The organism is Desulfovibrio piger, assembly GCF_012843875.1.
Lineage (GTDB): Bacteria > Desulfobacterota > Desulfovibrionia > Desulfovibrionales > Desulfovibrionaceae > Desulfovibrio.
This window is the reverse complement of record NZ_JABAFY010000046.1, coordinates 1-18,301: the sequence shown is the minus strand read 5'-3', so window position 1 is coordinate 18,301 and position 18,301 is coordinate 1. Positions and strand designations below refer to the sequence as shown.

Genomic DNA, 18,301 nt, shown 5'->3' with positions numbered 1-18,301 from the left:
ATCTTTCGACTGTCGAGCAGCTGCGGGAAAAGGGTATCCTGCTTGCGGTGCAATTCATTTGACAATCTGCCACAAAAAACGTCCCTCCCCCCTCTCGTTCAAAACAGCGTTGCGGAAACTATTCGTCGTCGCCGGCGGTCTCGCCGTCGTCGTAGGGATTGGCGCCGCTCTCGGCAAGGCGGGCCTGACGGGCGGCTTCCTGCTTGCGCTGGCGGGTGCCCAGGGGGCGGCTGTATTCGAAGTCGGCGCTGCGCTCCTGATGGCGGCAGAAGATGAGGAATCCGGTATGGGCGTTCATGCGGTCTTCGGGGCGCAGGCGGTCAGCCACGGGCTTCCAGTTGCGCATGAGGATCTCGCAGACTTCGATGTCGGCGAAGGGGCCCTTTTCCAGACCCATGAGCAGCTTGCTGACCTGGTCCACAGTGGGCACGAGGAAGCCGAACATGGCGCCGGGCTTCACGGCTTTGACGGCGTGGTCGAGGTATTCCCAGGGGGTGCGCACGTCGAGGAAGAGGGCGTCGGCGTTGTCGATGCAGAAACCGTCGGCGATGTCGCGGTGGACAATCTCCACGTTGTCACCCACGCCGGCCCATTCGAGGTTGCGGCGGGCCAGCTTCATGAATTCTTCGCGGGCCTCGTGGCTGACGACGCGGCCGGTGGGGCCGCAGAACCAGGAAAGACCGGTGGTCAGGCCGCCGGAACCGCAACCGGCCTCGATGATGGTACGGCCGGGACCGGCGCCGAGGCGCAGGCAGATGTAGGCGATATCCTTGGGATAGATGATCTGGGTCTGGCGCTTCAGGCCCTTGAGACGGTCGTGCAGGGTGGCTTCCAGCACACGGATGGGGATATCCAGACTGGTGCGCACTTCGCTGCCGAAGTTGGCGGCGTGTACGGCTTCGGCGCTGAGGACGCCGTCGTTGCTGTGCCAGTCCTGACCTTCCTCAAGGCGCTTGATGTAGCGCCGGTCCTTGTTGGGGGTGACGTAGACCACCAGAGAGCCGTAGGGGATCATGTGTTTCCTTGTGGTTGGAGTGGGTCGGGGCAGGGCGCGGGCACTGCCCGGAAAGGGGCGCCGCAGGGCAGGGGCTGCCGGCGGCCGGGGCCTTTCGTTATGGTCCGGGCCTGCCTGTCCGCGAAGGGGCGGGGCAGGGCGATTTGTGCTATGTGGCAGCGCCGCAGCCCGTGCTGCGGAGGCTTCGGGTACATCAGGCGGGGCCTCCATCCGTCGGAAGGAGGCCCCGCAGTGTGCGTGTGTCTGTTTTTCAGAACTGTCCCCTGTGGGGACGGCCCTGTTTCAGGAGCTAGAACATCTGCCGCATGAGGTCTTCACCGCCACCGGAGGTATCGGGAGTCTCCGGGGTACTGCTGCCCGTGGCCGGGTCCTCGCTGGCGTTGTCGATGGCCGAGAGGCCGGGGCCGGGCACGCCCTGGAAGGCCAGACCGTCCTGCATGGTGATGCCGGGCGGCATGGTGAAGTCCTGGGGCTGGTCGTTGTACAGGTCTTCGATCTGGCTGCGGTAATAGCGGAAGATGGGGGCCGCGGTACGCCCGCCCTGTTCCTGCTTGCCCAGGGACTGGAGCTGGTCGAAGCCCACATAGACGCCCGTGACCAGCGAGGGCGAGAAGCCCACGAACCAGGCATCGTTCTCGTCGTTGCTGGTGCCGGTCTTGCCGGCGATGACGTGGCCGTCCACACGGGCGCGGCTGCCGGTGCCGGAGTTGACCACGTTTTTGAGCAGGGTGGCCATCTGGTAGGCGTTCTGCGGGGTGAGGGCCTGCCAGTGCTGGATGTCCTGCCGGTAGAGCTCGCGGCCGTTGTTGTCGGTGATGGAGGTGATGATGCGCGGGCGCACGCCCAGGCCCTGGTTGGCGAAGGCGGCGTAGGCCTGCGTCAGGTTGAGGGGCGAGACCGCCACGGCACCGAGACTGATGGACAGTTCCTGCGGGAAGTGGGGTTCGAGGCCCAGCATCTTGGCGCGCTGGATGACGTTGCTGATGCCCACCTTGTGGGCCAGGCGCACGGTGCAGGTGTTGCGGGAAAGGGTCAGGGCCTCATAGAGCGGCATGATGCCGCGGAAGTTCTTTTCGTAGTTGCCGGGACGCCAGACTTCGTTGGTGTAGGGGTTCACGTAGACGAAGGGGCCGTCCAGCACCGAGGACGTGGGCGTGAAGCCGAAGTCCAGGGCCGTGGAGTAGACCACGGGCTTGAAGCTGGAACCGGGCTGACGCCGGGCCTGGGTAGCGCGGTTGAAGTGGCTGTCGCCGAACTGGTAGCCGCCGATGAGGGCCACCACGTCGCCGCTCTGGGTCTCTACGGAAGCCAGAGCGCCCTGCACCAGCGGCTCCTGCTGGAGGAGCAGGGTGATGGGCTTTTGCGGCGAGGCCGTGGCGGGATCGAAGTCCACGGTCTTGGTGGCGGCCTTGCCCTTTTTGCCGCCTTCGGCCTGGACGGTCACGGGCGCGGCCGAGACCATGATCAGGTCGTTGACGTTCAGCACCTTGCGGGCGTCACGCACGGCGGGAGCCCCCCAGCCGGAGATCTTGCGGTTGGGGGTACGGGCCCAGGACATGTTGGCCACGGGGATATAGCCGGTGTAGCCCTTGCCCAGCAGGACGCGGGCGCCCTTGGCGTCCACGGCCGTGACCACGGCCTGCACCCAGGCCTTGCCCATGAGGTCGGCGGGGGCGAAGGTGCTTTTTTCGCGGAACTCGGTCACCTCCGCGGGGGAGAGCTTCTTGACCGGGCCGCGCCAGCCCTGGCGCTTGTCCAGTTCTTCCAGACCGCGGCGCAGGGCGGCGCCCGCGGCATCCTGCTGCACGGGGTCCATGGCGGTGCGCACGGTGAGGCCCGCGGTGTAGACGTATTCCTCGCCGCTCTTCAGGGTATCGATGCCCAGGGTGCGCAGGTTCTCTTCGGTGAAGAACTCCACCAGCAGGCGGCGGGCTTCTTCAAAATACCATTTGGAGGCCCCGCCGCGGTTCTCGGGCATGCTCCAGTAGACCAGGGGCTCGTTGATGGCCTGCTGGTACTGTTCCTCGGTGATCCACTTGAGGGTGCGCAGACGGCCAAGGACGTACATCTGGCGGGCCTTGGCGGCCTCGGGATGCCGGAAGGGATTGTAACGGCTGGGGGCCTGGGGCAGACCGGCGATGACGGCGCTCTCGGCCAGGGTGATGTCGGAAGCGTGCTTGCCGAAATAGGTACGGGCCGCGGCTTCCACGCCGTAGGAGTGCTGTCCCAGATAGATATAGTTGAGGTAGGTCTGGAGGATGTCGTCCTTGCTGACGGTGTGCTCCAGCCGGTAGGCCAGGATGGCTTCCTTCATCTTTCGGGTATAGCTGCGTTCCGAACTCAGCAGGAGCTGCTTGATGATCTGCTGGGTGATGGTGCTGCCGCCCTGCTGGCCGCCGCCGGAGGCCTTGTTGCGCAGGTTGTAGATGAAGGCACGCACGATGGCCACGGGATCGACGCCATGATGCTGGTAGAAGGAATCGTCTTCCGCAGCCAGGAAGGACATGGGCAGCCAGGGAGACATCTCCTTGAGGGTGATGCTGTAGCGTTTTTCCGTGGCAAGGGTGCCGATGGTGGAGCCGTCACGGGCCAGGATGACCGTGGCCTGCGGGGCTTCGTAACCGGTAAGGCGTTCCAGGTCGGGCAGGTCGCGTGAGGCCCAGTAGAACAGGCCGGCCACGGCGGCACAGCCGAGGATGCCCAGCGTGAACAGCAGACCGAAGGACCAGAGGAAGACTTTTTTTACGTTCATGGCAAGGCGGATACCGTTTTTTTGTCTGCGCGTAAAGGGAGGGCGCGGGGCGCCGCGGGCCGGGAAAGAAAAAGGCGTCCGCCTGCGAGAGGGGACGCCTGAAAGGGAAAAGGCGGGACGAAGCCCCGCCTTTCAAGCAATGCTGAGAACTACACGCAGCCGGTGGGCTTGGGCAGGCCAGCCATTTTGCAGGCGCCTTTGCCGGGGCCGGAGGGGAACAGTTCGTACACTTCTTTCAGCTTGTAGCCGGTGTTCTTGGACAGAATGCGGACCATGGGAGCGATACCGTTCTTCTTGTAGTAGTCCTGCAGGAAGTCCAGGATCTTCTGATGGTCAGCGGTGATTTCGGCGATACCTTCGGATTCCTTCACGAATTCCATCCATTCCGGGCACCAGTCGTCGAAACGGAGCAGGAAGCCGTCTTCATCAACTTCGAAGGTTTTGCCCTGAAAGCTAATTTCAGCCATGCGTGTCCTCCTTGGACGTTTGCTCTATTCGGGCCTTGCGGCCCGAGCCAGACAGCCGAAGCATATGGTGTTCGGCTCATTCCCCATTAATTGCGAAAGCTCTGCAATCGCAAATGCACACTTCTTTTGCCACAAAAAAATAATCTTGGCAAGCCCTGAAAAAACCGTCAAAACCTACGCATATACGAAGATTTGCGTCTGCTGTTTCCTTCAGGGAGGCGGTCAGCTACACGTCATAGGGAGCAGCCAGCAGCAGCGTGCCGGTCGCTTCCAGATCCTTGACGAGGGCTTCGACAGCCGATTCTTCCATGCTGCGGATACGGACGTAGATCTGGCGCTTGTTGTCTTCCATATAAGAGGACAGCACCGAAATGATGCGGGCATTGTGCTTGCGCATGGTATCGAAGATCACGCGCATGCTGCCGGGGGTATCGGGCAGTTCGAAGGCGAACTGCATGCCTTCCACGCGGGCACCGGTGATGTTGATCAGCAGCTTGAAGATGTCCTGGTCGGTGATGATGCCCACCAGCTTGTTGTCTTCGGAGACCACGGGCAGACCGCCGAACTTTTTGTCCATCATGATGATGGCCGCCTGCTCCACGCTGTCCCAGGGCTTGATAGTGACCGGCTTGGCGGTCATAATGTCCTTGGCCTTGAGTTCTGCCAGAAGGTATTGCATTTCATGCACTTCCAGCGCCGTGGCCTTGGAGGGCGACGCGCCCTTGACGTCTCTGTCGGAGATGATACCCACCACCCGGTTCTGGTCATCGACCACGGGCAGGCGGCGGATCTGGTGTTCCTTGAGCAGGTTGCGGCACTTCAGCAGGGACGTGTCGGGCTTGACGGCAATGACGTTGGTAGCCATCCAGTTTTCTACGAGCATGGATCCTCCTGTTGAACAGAGACCCTGCGGCATACCGCGGGCGGGAAGGTTCCCTTTTCTGTCCTGTCCTCTCACCATATACCAAGCTGCGCCCACAAACAAGCCTGTAAGCAAAAGTGGCAGCGCGGAGTTTCATAACGGAGTCATTATCAGATGCAGCATCTTTTCCTTGATTGCAGTCACGGCATGAGCGGGGACATGACCCTGGCCTCCCTTGCCCATCTTGGTGTGGACCTTTCCCCCCTGCCGGGCCTGCTGGCACAGGCGGGCGTGGCCTGCCGGCTGGAGGTCTGGCAGGAAGAGCGGGGCGGCGGTCCCGGCTGCCGGGTGGAGGTCAGCTGGGAGGCGGAGGGCCAGCCCCTGCGGCACCCGGCGGACATCGCCGCCATTTTTGCCGCCGTGCCTGTGGCCGACAGGGTGCGCCACAAGGCCCTGGCCGTGCTGGAGGCCCTGACCCTGGCCGAAGCCGAGGCCCACGGCATCGCCCCTGAAGAGGTGCATTTCCATGAAGTGGGCGCCGTGGACACCCTGGTGGACATCCTGGGCGCCTGCTGGGCGCTGGACCAGCTGGGCGTGGAGCGGGTGACGGCCTGTGCGCTGCCCTGGTTCGGGGGCAGCATCACCTGTGCCCATGGCGAGATCCCCCTGCCCGCGCCCGCCACGGCCAACCTCATGCGCGGGCTGCCCGTGTACCCCACCGACGCGAAGACGGAGCTGGTGACCCCCACCGGCGCGGCCCTGGCCCGTGTGCTGGTGGACGAATTCGTGGAAGGCCCGGAAGGCCGCCTGCTGGGCATGGGCACGGGCTACGGCGCGCGTCCGGCGCCCACCGGCCTGCGGGCCTGGCTCGTGGAGGCCCGGGAACCCCGGCAGGTCGATCACGGCCAGGGGGGCGAGGAAGACGTGATGCAGCTGGAGTGCCATCTCGACCATCTGACCGGCGAGGAGCTGGGCACGGCCCTGGAGCAGCTGGCCGCTGCCGCCGATGTGCTGGACGTGCTGTGGCTGCCGGGCACGGGCAAGAAGAATCGTCCCGCGGGCCTGCTGCGGGTGCTTTGCCGTCCTGCCGATACGGAAAATGTCGCCCGGGCCGTCCTGCGGCATACGCATACCCTGGGCCTGCGGCGCCAGCTGCTGCAACGTCTGGTGCTGCCCCGCAGGGCCACGACCTGTGCCTGCGGCGGGGCCAGCCAGCCGGCCAAGGAATATGAACTGGAAGGCAGGATGTATGTCCGGCCGGAGGCCGACGCCGTGGCCCGTCAGGCGACGGCCCTCGGACTGGGGGCCCCGGCGTTGCGCTTTGGGAGAAAATGAAAATTTTTTCCGCTACCTGTAAAAATATTTAGCCTTGCTCCGTTCCTGCGGGAATGCTATGCGGGAAATGTGGGGCAAATCTGCCCGCAACGGGCAGTCCCCGACTCGCAAGGAGTTTTGCCATGAGCGCAAAGAACTTTCGTCTGTTGCTGCCGGCCCTGGCCCTGGCCTGTATGGCTACGTTCGCTTTTGCGGATGAAGGACAGGCCGCGCAGCATGTCGCTGACGGGATGCCCGTGGTCGCGGATCATGTGGATCACATGGGCGTATTGCCCGGGACCCTGGTGGCCCGCAACGACAACGGCCGCCATGAAGGCTGGTACAAGGACAAGCCCCGTCCCAAGGGACACTACAAAAAGGGGCCCCCTCCCGGACCTCGCCCCGGGTACCATCGCCCCGGCGACCGTCCTGGCCCCCGTCCCGGCTATCACCGTCCCGGTGACCGCCCCGGTCCTCGTCCGGGTTACCACCGTCCCGGTCCTCGCCCCGACGGCCCGCGCCCGGGCTATCATCGCCCCGGTGACCGTCCCGGCCCGCGCCCCGGCATCCATGACGGTCGCGGCCCGCGCCATGATGGTCCCCGCCCCGGCCCGCGTCCCGGCGGCCCGCGGCCCGATCATCGGCCTGACGGTCCCCGTCCCCGCTAGGGCACTGTCTTTTTCCGGTTAAGGAATCCACAGGAGGTCTGCTTTGCAGACCTCCTTTTTTGTCGGGGAAAGCAGGCCATGCGGCACGGCACATTGCAAAAGCCTCTGGCCTGCGCTACGGTAGCCACGGTGTCTATGGTTTGCGTATCTTAACCCCCCGGAGGTGCAGGATGGCTGCTAAGGTCGGCGATTTTTCCCTTATTCTCAAACTGTTGGGCGGCATCATCATTGGCGCCCTGCTTGGTCTGTACATCGGCGAGAACGCCGAAGGCTCCCTGAAGCACGTCATGGACGTGGTGGTCTCCCTGCGCCATATCTTCGGCCAGATCATCTTCTTCCTGGTGCCCCTGGTCATCGTGGGCTTCATCACCCCCGCCATCGTGCGTCTGGGCCAGAACGCCAGCAAGATCCTGCTGGTGGCCGTGGCCCTGGCCTACGTCTCCTCGCTGGGCGCGGCCCTGTTCTCCATGATCTCCGGCTACTGCATCATCCCCAACCTCTCCATCGCCACCAGCACCGAGACCCTGCGCTCCCTGCCCGAGATGGTCTTCCGTCTGGACATCCCGCCGCTGTTCAGCGTCATGAGCGCCCTGGTGCTGGCCTTGACCATGGGCGTGGCCATCGTCTGGACCAAGTCCGAGACCCTGGGCAAGATCTTCTGCGAGATGGAACGCATCATGACCGCCCTGGTCAACCGCATCATGATCCCCATCCTGCCTTTCTTCGTGGGCCTGTCCTTCCTGGGCCTGGCCTATGAGGGCTCCCTCAGCCGCCACCTGCCCGTGTTCATCATGATGGTGCTCATCGTCATCGTGGGCCACTTCATCTGGCTGGCCGTGCTCTACGGCATCGGCGGCGCCCTGTCCGGCCGCAATCCCTCGCAGGTCTTCCGCCATTACGCGCCTGCCTATCTGACCGCCGTGGGCACCATGTCCAGCGCCGCCACCCTGCCCGTGGCCCTGGAATGCGCCCGCAAGTCCTCCGTCCTCAGCCGCACCATGGTGGAATTCATGGTGCCCCTGGGCGCCACCGTGCATCTGTGCGGTTCCGTGCTGACCGAGACCTTCTTTGTCATGACCATCAGCCTGATGCTGTACGGTTCCCTGCCTTCCGTGGGCACCATGCTGCTCTTCTGCGTGCTGCTGGGCATCTTTGCCGTGGGTGCCCCCGGCGTGCCCGGTGGTACCGTGGTGGCCTCGCTGGGCATCGTGACCGGCGTGCTGGGCTTCGACCCCAATGGTGTGGCCCTGCTCATCGCCATCTTTGCCCTGCAGGACAGCTTCGGTACGGCCTGCAACGTGACCGGCGACGGCGCCCTGACCCTGATGCTGGAAGGCCTGTTCAACCGCAATGGCGAGCTTGGACCGTTGCAGGACGTGGCCCCGGCGGAAAAGATCTAGCCGTTTCAGTTTCGATCGTTTGACGGGGAGGGGCCCGGCGGCAGGTACGCTCCGGCCCCTGTCTCCGGGCCTTTCCCGTCTTGTTGAGCCCTCTCCGGCAGTCCTTTCCCCTTCGTGGCTGCCCGTGCGTCCCCTGTCTTGCCGGGATCCCTGAACGGGTGTCCGCCGAAAGTGGCGCCCCGCTGTCCGCGTCGTGGCGTTGCCGAAAAGGGCATCCGCCCGCTATCCCCGGGAGCCTGTCTCCCGTTCCTTGCTCCAACCTTCTACATCGTGGGCCTCAGGCCCGGAGAATGCATGAGTCTGTCTCTTGCCGACAGGCAGGCCATCCTGGCCCTGCTGCATCAGGAAGTGGTGCCCGCCCTGGGCTGCACCGAACCCATCGCCGTGGCGCTGACCGCGGCCCGTGCCGCCGAGGCGCTGGGCCGGAAGCCGGAACGCCTGGACGTGGCCGTCAGCGCCAATCTGCTCAAGAACGGCATGGGCGTCATGGTCCCCGGCACGGGCGAGATGGGCCTGGCCATCGCCGCCGCTGCCGGTGCCCTGGGCGGGAAGAGCGCCCTTGGCCTGGAGTGCCTGGCCTCGCTCGATCCCGCGCAGGCCGAAGCCGCCCGGGCCATGGTGGCCGCCGACGCCGTGGAACTGCACCTGCCGGACAACGACCTGCTGCTGTACTGCCTGGTCACGGCCCATGCCGACGGGCACAGCGCCGCCGCCGAGCTGCGTGACAGCCATGACAACATCACCCGTGTCTGGCAGGACGGCGCCTTGGTGGAAGACCATATGCCTGCGGAAGCCAACGAAGCTACGCCCGCCGACTGGCCCCTGACCCTGGCCCGGGTCTACGAATTCGCCACCACCGCGCCGCTGGAAGAGATCAGCTTCATCCTTGAAGCCGCGCGCATGAACCGTCAGGTGGCCGAGGAAGGCCTTTCCAGCCAGTACGGTCTGGGCGTGGGCAAATCCATGGATGCCCGGGTGCGCAAGCACATCCTTTCCGATGACCTGCCCACCTTCGCCATCCGTCTGACCGCCGCCGCGGCCGACGCCCGCATGGCCGGGGTCATGATGCCCGTCATGAGCAATTCGGGCAGCGGCAATCAGGGCATCACCTGCACCATGCCCGTGGTGGCCTGCGCCATCCGGCAGGAAAGCAGCAACGAGGATCTGGCCCGCGCCCTGATGATGAGCCACCTCACCTCCATCCACATCAAGCATCATCTGGGTCGCCTGTCCGCCCATTGCGGCGCTATAGTGGCCGCCACGGCCGCCGGTTGCGGCATCGCCCTGCTGCTGGACGGCGATCTGGCGGTCATGGAACGCACCATCCGCAACATGGTGGGCAACGTGGCGGGCATGATCTGCGACGGCGCCAAGAGCAGCTGCGCCCTCAAGGTGGCCACCGCCGTGGGCGCGGGCATCCAGGCCGTCATGCTGGCCCTGGACGGCTCCGTGGTGCCCGGCAACGAAGGCATCACCGATGACGATATCGAAGTCTGCATCGCCAACCTGGGCCGTCTGGGCTCCACGGGCATGAAGGAGGCCGACAAGGTCATCCTGGATATCATGCTCAAGAAGTCCTAGGCAGGATGATTGAAGAAAACGTTTGCTGAGGGGAGAGGGAGGACCCTTTTGGAAAAGGGTCCTCCCTCTCCCCTCATGCTCCCCTCTCCCTTCCCAAAACTTTTGCTCTGGTCCCTGGCAGGTGGCGTAACGCCACAGGCGGAAAAAAAGATGGCCAGTCCCCTGGAGAACATGGAGGGAGATGGCACGCTTGGCCTTGCTCAGGCATAAAAAGCGCCCGGTCACAACGACCGGGCGCTTTTGCATTGGCAGGGTGGGGGACCGGGCAGGCCGTGTTTCCTCCACTGTGTACCATGGCATCCACTTGGGGCAGTCGGGGGCTGCGGCCCAAGGGGCAGGAGGAGGACTGCGGGACGCCTTCGCTCCCTGCAAAAAAAGTCCAGACGAGAGGAGCCCGGTCAGTTCCTGACCGGGCTCCTCTCGTCTGGCGGTCCTTCATCCGAAGACGGGGACCTGCATGCAGATCGGAAGAAAAGGTTTTGGAAGGGAGGGGGAAAGGCCGACCAGGGCCGTGCCCGTTACGACGAAGGAAGTTACGGGCATCGAGAGCTGGCTGGAGGGAGGACCTTTTCCCCGAAAAGGTGTCCCTCCCCCTCAGCTTTCCCTTTGAGTCTGACGTTACGACCTACAGCTGTGCCAGACCGATGCCGGGCAGGGCGGCTTCGAGACCGGCGCCCAGGCGGAAGAGGCCGGCTTCGTCAAAGGCCTTGCCGATGAGCTGCATGCCCACGGGCATCCTGCTTTCGGCGGCCATGCCCACGGGCAGGGACAGGCCGGGCAGACCGGCCAGGTTCAGGGACAGGGTGTAGGCGTCCATGAGGTACATCTGCAGCGGATCGGCGCTGTGGCAGCCCATTTCCCAGGCCGTGACGGGGGAGACGGGGGCCAGCAGGGCGTCGCACTGTTCGAGGGCGGCCAGATATTCGTCGCGGATGAGGCGGCGGACCTGGGCGGCCTTGCGGAAGTAGGCGTCGTAGTACCCGGAGGAGAGCACATAGGTGCCCAGCAGGATGCGGCGCTTGACTTCCTGGCCGAAGCCTTCGCTGCGCGAGCGCACATAGAGCTCGGCCAGCTGCTTGACGTCGGCGGCACGATGGCCGTAGCGCACGCCGTCGAAGCGGGCCAGGTTGGAGCTCGCTTCGGCCATGGCGATGATGTAGTAGGTGGCGATGGCCGCATTGGTATGCGGCAGGCTCACTTCCACGATCTCGGCACCTTCGGCGCGGGCCGTTTCGATGGCTTTTTCGCACACGGCGCGCACTTCAGGGGCCAGACCTTCGGCATAGAATTCCTTGGGCAGGCCCAGGCGGGCGCCCTTGAGAGAAGGCGCGGCGGCAGCGGCGTCATAGTCGTCCACGGGGCGGGGATCGCAGGTGGCGTCGCGCTGGTCATGACCGGCGATGACGCCCAGCACGCGGGCGCAGTCGGCCACGCTGCGGCCCAGGGGGCCGATCTGGTCCAGGGAGGAGCCGTAGGCGATGAGGCCGTAACGGGACACGCGGCCGTAGGTGGGCTTGATACCGGTGCAGCCGCAAAGGCTGGCGGGCTGGCGGATGGAGCCGCCGGTATCGGAGCCCAGGGAGGCGAAGCACTGGCAGGCGGCCACGGATGCGGCGGAACCGCCGCTGGAGCCGCCGGGCACGCGCTGGAGATCCCAGGGGTTGTGCGTGGTCTTGTAGGCGGAATTCTCCGTGGTGGAGCCCATGGCGAATTCATCGAGGTTGTTCTTGCCCAGGATCACGGCACCGGCCTCACGCAGGCGCTGCACGGCAAAGGCGTCGTACACGGGCATGTAGCCTTCGAGGATGCGGGAACCGGCAGTGGTGGGCATGCCCTGGGTGGACAGGGCGTCTTTGACGGTGACGGGCACGCCCCAGAGGGGTTGGGAGGCGTCGGGGCCCTGGGCGTCCAGCTGGCGGGCACGGGCCAGAGCGCCTTCGGCATCCACATGGAGCAGGGCGCCCACGCGTTCTTCAGTGGCGGCGATGCGGTCGAGGCAGGCGCGGGTGGCTTCTTCGGCACCGATCTCTTTCTTTTGCAGGGCATCGGCCAGCGCGGTCAGGTTCAGCGAGCAGATCTCGTTCATGATGCGTCTCCTTTAGACGATGCGCGGCACGATGAAATAGTCTTCATCATGTTCGGGAGCGTTGCCCAGCACGTCCTCACGGCGACGCTTGCGCTCGGGCTGGTCGTCGCGCATGGGGGTGGCATGGCTCACGGGGCTGTAGAGGGGTTCCACGGCGCTGGTGTCCACCTGGGCCAGCACATCCATATAGGCGAGGATGTCGCCGAACTGGCGGGCAAAGAGGGCCTTTTCCTCGTCACTGACGGCAAGGCGGGACAGTTGGGCCATGTGGGCCACGACGTCCTGGCTGATATTCTTGTTTTCGGACATGGGATCTACCTTGAGGTGCACCGTTATCGGGCGGTACGGGTTGTGCCGGTGGTGGCCGGCGAAAGGCGCAGTTTGTACGACGGCTGGGGCGTGGTGGACAGGGGCGCCACACCGGGCGTCGGGGACGTGGCCGCGGGCGTGTTGAGCACGGCAGGGCCGGCCGACATGCCGGGCAGGCCTGGGATGAGGGAGTTGCCCTGCTCGTCCACGGTGGGCAGCCCCTGCATGCGCAGGGCGGCACGCTGCAGGATGGCTTCACGCATGTTGCGGAAGCGGGTCAGATCCAGCGGCTCCATACCGTTGGCGCCGGGCTGGAACAGATGCAGTTTCTGGTGGGCGATGCCTTTTTCGTCCCAGGAAAGGGGAGCCATGGCCCACTGGATCTTCATGTTGGCAGCCTGGGCATTGACCGTGGCGGCCGGGGGGCGGCTGTCGAAGGCCATGCGCACGGCAAAGCGCACGAAGTCATAGCCCAGGGCCACCCAAAAATCGGTGCCGGGGGCCCGCAGGGCGGCGGGGGCCTGCGTGGCGTCCCAAGCGGCGGGGAAGACGGCCAGGGCATAGCGGTCGGGCTCGGCCACGGTCTTGCCGTCCAGGCCCTGCTCCCACAGGGTGGTGCCCAGCAGCACGAGGCGGTCCTCGCCGTTGTACATCAGGCTGGTGGTCAGCAGGTTCATGTTCTTCCAGGAGTCGGGCAGGAAGAGCGCCTCGAACTGCGTCTGGGGGATGGGCGCGGTGATGTTCTCCTGGGTGGTCGGATTGATGAGCGTGGCGGCCTGGCCGCTCCAGGTGCTGGACTGACCGGGCGTGTAGCTGGCCGAATGCAGGGTGATGCCCATGCCGGTGAGCTTCTGGTCCAGCAGGCCGGTCATGCGGGGGCCGTAGTTGTCCGTGGGATAGAAGGCGCCAAAGGTGCGCAGGCCCAGGTCTTCGGTGACGAAGCTCACCAGACGGTCGATCTGGTCCTGGGGGCTGTGGAAGAAGCGCCAGGCCCGCACGCCTTCGTCACCGGGCAGCAGGCTGGGCATGAAGGCGAAGAAGACGCGCTTTTCCAGCATGCCGGACGTCTGGAGCTGCTTGAAGACGGGGGCCTGCAGGGGGCCGCCCACCATGACGCAGTTGGGGGGCAGGGCGGCAAGCTGGGCGTTCCAGTCGGGCTTGCTGGTATCCACCATATGCAGCTGGGCCAGCAGACCGCCGGCCTGGAGTTCGCGCAGGGCGATCTCGGCGCCGTTGCGGATCTTGGCGCTTACGCCGGCATAGGGGCCGCTGCTGGGCAGGGCCAGGGCGATGTGAGGCCCCGTGGGCGTGGCGGGCTTGGGAGCCGGAGCCTTGCTGGGAGCGGAGGAAGAGAACTGGCAGGCGCTGAGCGCCAGAGCCAGGAGCAGCAGGATCGGGAGAAAAACGCGGGGCGAGCAGCTGTTTTTCATGGCAGTACAGGGCTGAAAGGATGCGTCGTTTCCGGACGCGGGACGGGCCGGGACCGGATGGCCGGTGATGGCATGCCTCAGGCAGGCGGCATGACGGACATGCTGCCGGGCACGGGACGGGCAGGAGCGGCGTTCCCGGGCAAGTCTGGAATCATAGCCCGCTCTGCGGCGTGGCGCAAGGGGCGGGAGAGAGGCAGGCGGGGAGGGGGAAGGGACAAAAAAACGCGACGCGCCCAAGGATTGGATTGGAGCGGAGCGCGTCGCGGCTGTGCCTGTGGGAGGCACAAATATGGAGGTCTTCCGGCGTGCCGGAAGGAGGGACCATCTGCAAATCCAGAAAATTATGCAGCAAAAAAAAATTTTTGTAAAGATGCGTCATGGCAGGAAATATCCTTGTCCCGACAAAGCGTTTCCCGGCAGTGGCCGGCGGTGTGCGCAGGGCCTGTTGCAGGCCGTGTGCGGGGCTGCGGCCATCCCCGTTCCATGCCCTGTGCGGGGCCGGAGACGAAAAATGCGGAAGCTCCCCGGAGCTTCCGCAAAGGGGATCAGCGGCGCGGGGGATGGTCCCGCCTGTCGTCGCGGCGGTCATGGACCGGGACGGGCTTGTTGTCCCCGTGGCGGGGGTCCGGGCGGGGAGACACATGGGGCGGCGGCGCAGGCTTGCTGGGCTGGGCCCTGTGCGGCGGTGGCGGCGGTTGCCGGTGATGGTGCGGCGGTGGCGGCGGTTGCCGGTGATGGCGCGGCGGTGGCGGGTCGTCATACCAGGGGTCATTGTCATGCACACAGCCTGTCCCCAGGACGAAGAGCCCGGAGAGCAGGATCAGGGCCAGGACATGCAGGAGCCTGACAAAAGCGGGATGCGTACGCATAGGCACTCCTTGGTTCCCTCCAGGATAGCACCCCCGGCCAAGGAACAAAAGAGGCCGCGGGCATAAAAAAAGGGACGGCCCCGAAGGGCCGTCCCTGAGATGCATAGGGTATGGGGATTATTTCTTCACTTCGGTGAAGTCGGCGTCCACCACGTCGTCGTTGTTGTTGCCCTGGGCGGCACCGGCGCCGGGGTTGGCGCCCGCACCGGGCTGCTGGGCGCCGCCGTTGGGGGCCTGCTGCTGGTAGAGCTGTTCGGCCAGCTTGTGGGAAGCCTTGGCCAGCTCTTCGGTGGCAGCCTTGATGGCGGCGGCGTCATCGCCTTCCATGGTCTTGCGCAGGGCGGCGATCTTGCCTTCCACGTCGCTCTTCACAGCGGCGTCCACCTTGTCGCCCAGATCGTTCAGGGACTTTTCGGTGCCGTAGATCAGGCTGTCGGCGTGGTTGCGGGCCTCGATGGTCTCCTGCTTCTTCTTGTCTTCGCTGGCGTGGGCTTCAGCTTCACGCACCAGGCGCTGGATGTCTTCTTCGGACAGACCGGAAGAGGACTGGATCTTGATGGACTGTTCCTTGCCGGTGCCCATATCCTTGGCGGACACGTTGACGATACCGTTGGCGTCGATATCGAAGGTCACTTCGATCTGCGGCACGCCACGGGGTGCCGGCGGGATGCCGGTCAGGTCGAAGCGGGCCATGGTCATGTTGTCGGCCGCCATGGGACGTTCGCCCTGCAGCACGTGGATGGACACGGAGGGCTGGTTGTCAGCGGCCGTGGTGAACACGTTGCTCTTGCGGGTGGGGATGGTGGTGTTGCGGTCGATCAGCTTGGTGAACACGCCGCCCATGGTCTCGATACCCAGGGACAGGGGCGTCACGTCCAGCAGCAGCACGTCCTTCACGTCACCGGCCAGGATGCCGCCCTGGATGGCGGCGCCCATGGCCACCACTTCGTCGGGGTTCACGGAACGGTTGGGATCCTTGCCGAAGAACTCGCCCACCTTCTTCTGCACCAGGGGCATACGGGTCATGCCGCCCACCAGGATGACTTCGTCGATCTGGTTGGGGGAAAGACCGGCGTCGGCCAGAGCCTTCTGGCAGGGAGCGATGGTGCGGTCCACCAGGTCGCTGACCAGGGCTTCCAGTTTGGCGCGGGAGAGCTTGACCACCAGGTGCTTGGGACCGGTCTGGTCGGCGGTGATGAAGGGCAGGTTCACTTCCGCTTCCATGGAGGTGGACAGGTCCTTCTTGGTCTTTTCAGCGGCTTCTTTCAGGCGCTGCAGGGCCATGCTGTCCTTGGACAGGTCGATGCCGTTTTCCTTCTTGAATTCTTCCACCAGGTAGTTGATGACGCGCTGGTCGAAGTCTTCGCCGCCCAGGAAGGTGTCACCGTTGGTGGCGAGCACTTCCACCACGTTGTCGCCCACTTCCAGGATGGAGATATCGAAGGTGCCGCCGCCCAGGTCGAACACGGCGATCTTTTCGTTGGCCTTCTTGTCGAAACCGTAGGCCAGGGAGGCGGCCGTGGGTTCGTTGATGATACGCTTCACTTCCAGACCGGCGATGCGGCCGGCGTCCTTGGTGGCCTGACGCTGGGCGTCGTTGAAGTAGGCGGGCACGGTGATGACGGCTTCGGTCACGGGTTCGCCCAGGTAAGCTTCGGCGTCGGCCTTCAGCTTGGCCAGGATCATGGCCGAAACTTCAGGAGCGGTGTAGGTGCGGCCGTCCACTTCCACACCGGCGTCGCTGTTGGCGGCGGAGGTGATGGTGTAGGGGGAATGCTCCTTCCAGCGGTCCACTTCAGGAGAAGCGTACTTGCGGCCCATCAGACGCTTGATGGCGAAGATGGTGCGCTTGGGGTTGGTCACGGCCTGACGTTTGGCGATCTCGCCCACCAGGCGTTCCTTATCGGTGAAAGCCACCACGGAGGGAGTGGTGCGGCCGCCCTCAGGATTGGTGATGCACTTGGGGTCCTTGCCTTCCATGACGTAGACACAGGAGTTGGTGGTCCCAAGGTCGATGCCGATGATTTTGGACATATGTGGATCCTCCTCGGAGAAATAAAAACTGTATCGGTGAACGCCTTGGCGGCGTCTCTTTCGCTTGCGTCCTCTAAGTAAGTCTTTCTGCGTGCTCGTCCAGTGGCAAATGAAAATTTTTTTCTGTGGGCCCGGCATACGGGCAGGGAGGAAAGGGGAAGCGCGGAGGATGGACAATCATGAAAGGACAGACGCCCGGCACTGGCGGCAGGCCCTGTCCCCAGGCCGGGAGGGGCGGGCGGGAGCGCCTCATGACGGCATGACCGGCAGGGGAGCGGGGCCGTTTGCCGAGGGGCGGGACACGACCGGAGCGGAGGAAAAGTACCCCTGTTCCATGCGATACGGCCTTGCTTTCCTCGCTGGAAAAATGTAGTGAAAAAAGTAACGACTAACATGAAGGGCGCAACGCGCCGAAGAAGGAGGATATATGGACAACAGCAGACGCAATTGCCTGTGTGGCCTCGGTGGTCTGGCCGTGGGCGGGGCCGTGGCGGCCCTGGTGGGTACCGGCGGCAGCATCGCCCAGGCGGCGGCTCCGGCCAAGCGCTTCGAGCAGGTCAACGGCGAATTCGGCTGGAAGCCCCACAAGCTGGATCCCAAGGAATGCGCCAAGGTGGCCTATGAAGGTTACTGGTACAAGGGCTACGCCTGTGGTTACGGTGCCTTCTACAGCATCATCGGTCTGCTGGGCGAAAAATACGGCGCCCCGTACAACCAGTTCCCCTTCAGCATGCTGGAAGCCAACAAGGGCGGCATCTCCGACTGGGGCACCATCTGCGGCGCCCTGTACGGTGCTGCTGCGGCCTATGCCCTGTTCTGGGGCCGCAAGGAACGCACCCCCATGGTCAACGAGCTGTACCGCTGGTACGAAGTGACCAAACTGCCCATCTACAACCCCGGCGACCTGGCCCAGGGCGTCAAGGGCGACCTGCCCAACAACGCTTCCGGCTCCGTGCTCTGCCACATCTCCGTGTCCAAATGGTGTGCCGCCAACAAGATCGAAGCCACCAGCAAGGCCCGCAGCGAACGTTGCGGCCGTCTGACCGCCGACGTGGCCTACAAGGCCGTGGAGATCTTCAACGCCAAGATCGAACAGGGCAAGAACTACAAGGGTACCTTCGCCGTGCAGCCCGCCGTGAGCGGCTGTGGCGAATGCCATCAGACCAAGGGCAACGATGCCAACTGGGCCAAGGGCGTCATGGACTGCACCCCCTGCCACAACGGCGCGGAACCCCTGCTGAACAAGTTCGAAAACCATCCCTAGGTCCGGAATCCCGCTGCCGGGCATACCTGCCTGAAAGCATAGGATAAAAAGAAGGGCGCGGCTCCAAGGAGCTGCGCCCTTTTCGTTTGGCTGGTTCCTGTCGGCCGTATGGCCGGACGCCCTGCCCGCCGGTCGACGGTGTGACGCCGGCGGCCTGCGGGCTTTCTCTTCGTTCTAGATAGTGTCGTCAAATTATGTTTGCCCACAAAGATATGCATCTGATTTGAACGGCGGCAAGAAAAGATGCACA

Annotated in this window: 14 protein-coding genes; 5 read left to right on the top strand and 9 right to left on the bottom strand. The window is 64.6% G+C overall.

Features of this window, described 5'->3' with window-relative positions:
* Positions 1–118 precede the first annotated feature (118 nt).
* The 4 genes from HF854_RS10160 to HF854_RS10145 all read right to left on the bottom strand — a co-directional run bounded on the left by HF854_RS10160 (position 119) and on the right by HF854_RS10145 (position 5,117).
* Positions 119–1,015, bottom strand: a complete 897-nt coding sequence (locus HF854_RS10160) for a tRNA (adenine-N1)-methyltransferase (protein ID WP_168936175.1) — start codon at positions 1,013–1,015, stop codon at positions 119–121.
* A 289-nt stretch (positions 1,016–1,304) separates the two neighbouring features.
* Positions 1,305–3,767: a penicillin-binding protein 1A gene (locus tag HF854_RS10155; RefSeq protein WP_168936174.1), complete on the bottom strand. Its 2,463-nt coding sequence runs from the start codon at positions 3,765–3,767 to the stop codon at positions 1,305–1,307.
* Positions 3,768–3,916: 149 nt separating this feature from the next.
* The gene (locus HF854_RS10150) at positions 3,917–4,234 is read right to left on the bottom strand and encodes a TusE/DsrC/DsvC family sulfur relay protein (protein ID WP_006007905.1); all 318 of its coding nucleotides are present in this window, start codon (positions 4,232–4,234) and stop codon (positions 3,917–3,919) included.
* 226 nt (positions 4,235–4,460) lie between these two features.
* Entirely contained in the window at positions 4,461–5,117 is a 657-nt protein-coding gene (locus tag HF854_RS10145; protein ID WP_168936173.1) for a CBS and ACT domain-containing protein, read from the bottom strand.
* Positions 5,118–5,270: 153 nt separating this feature from the next.
* Here HF854_RS10145 and larC point away from each other — a divergent pair, with 153 nt between their 5' ends.
* The 4 genes from larC (at position 5,271) to HF854_RS10125 (ending at position 10,059) form a co-directional block, all read left to right on the top strand.
* Positions 5,271–6,431 carry a nickel pincer cofactor biosynthesis protein LarC gene (gene larC / locus HF854_RS10140; protein ID WP_168936172.1) on the top strand — a complete coding sequence of 387 codons (1,161 nt, stop codon included), beginning with the start codon at positions 5,271–5,273 and terminating at the stop codon, positions 6,429–6,431.
* Between the two features lie 122 nt (positions 6,432–6,553).
* Complete coding sequence (locus HF854_RS10135) at positions 6,554–7,078, top strand: hypothetical protein (protein WP_168936164.1); 525 nt, start codon at positions 6,554–6,556, stop codon at positions 7,076–7,078.
* Between the two features lie 170 nt (positions 7,079–7,248).
* Positions 7,249–8,478 carry a dicarboxylate/amino acid:cation symporter gene (locus HF854_RS10130; RefSeq protein ID WP_168936171.1) on the top strand — a complete coding sequence of 410 codons (1,230 nt, stop codon included), beginning with the start codon at positions 7,249–7,251 and terminating at the stop codon, positions 8,476–8,478.
* A gap of 294 nt (positions 8,479–8,772) precedes the next feature.
* Entirely contained in the window at positions 8,773–10,059 is a 1,287-nt protein-coding gene (locus tag HF854_RS10125) for an L-cysteine desulfidase family protein (RefSeq protein ID WP_168936170.1), read from the top strand.
* Positions 10,060–10,684: 625 nt separating this feature from the next.
* On the opposite strand, the gene gatA is transcribed toward HF854_RS10125, so the two are convergent.
* The 5 genes from gatA to dnaK form a co-directional block, all read right to left on the bottom strand.
* A complete protein-coding gene (gatA, locus tag HF854_RS10120; RefSeq protein WP_168936169.1) occupies positions 10,685–12,145 on the bottom strand; it encodes an Asp-tRNA(Asn)/Glu-tRNA(Gln) amidotransferase subunit GatA in 1,461 nt (486 codons plus the stop codon).
* A 12-nt stretch (positions 12,146–12,157) separates the two neighbouring features.
* Positions 12,158–12,454, bottom strand: coding sequence for an Asp-tRNA(Asn)/Glu-tRNA(Gln) amidotransferase subunit GatC (gene gatC, locus HF854_RS10115; RefSeq protein ID WP_006007921.1), 297 nt, complete (start codon positions 12,452–12,454; stop codon positions 12,158–12,160).
* A 23-nt stretch (positions 12,455–12,477) separates the two neighbouring features.
* Positions 12,478–13,884: a type 1 periplasmic-binding domain-containing protein gene (locus tag HF854_RS10110; RefSeq protein ID WP_168936168.1), complete on the bottom strand. Its 1,407-nt coding sequence runs from the start codon at positions 13,882–13,884 to the stop codon at positions 12,478–12,480.
* Positions 13,885–14,429: 545 nt separating this feature from the next.
* Positions 14,430–14,753, bottom strand: coding sequence for a hypothetical protein (locus HF854_RS10105; protein ID WP_168936167.1), 324 nt, complete (start codon positions 14,751–14,753; stop codon positions 14,430–14,432).
* Positions 14,754–14,870: 117 nt separating this feature from the next.
* A complete protein-coding gene (dnaK, locus tag HF854_RS10100; RefSeq protein ID WP_168936166.1) occupies positions 14,871–16,787 on the bottom strand; it encodes a molecular chaperone DnaK in 1,917 nt (638 codons plus the stop codon).
* A gap of 427 nt (positions 16,788–17,214) precedes the next feature.
* Here dnaK and HF854_RS10095 point away from each other — a divergent pair, with 427 nt between their 5' ends.
* Positions 17,215–18,051 (top strand): split-Soret cytochrome c, encoded by an 837-nt coding sequence (locus HF854_RS10095; RefSeq protein ID WP_168936165.1) that lies wholly within the window; start codon positions 17,215–17,217, stop codon positions 18,049–18,051.
* Positions 18,052–18,301 lie beyond the last annotated feature (250 nt).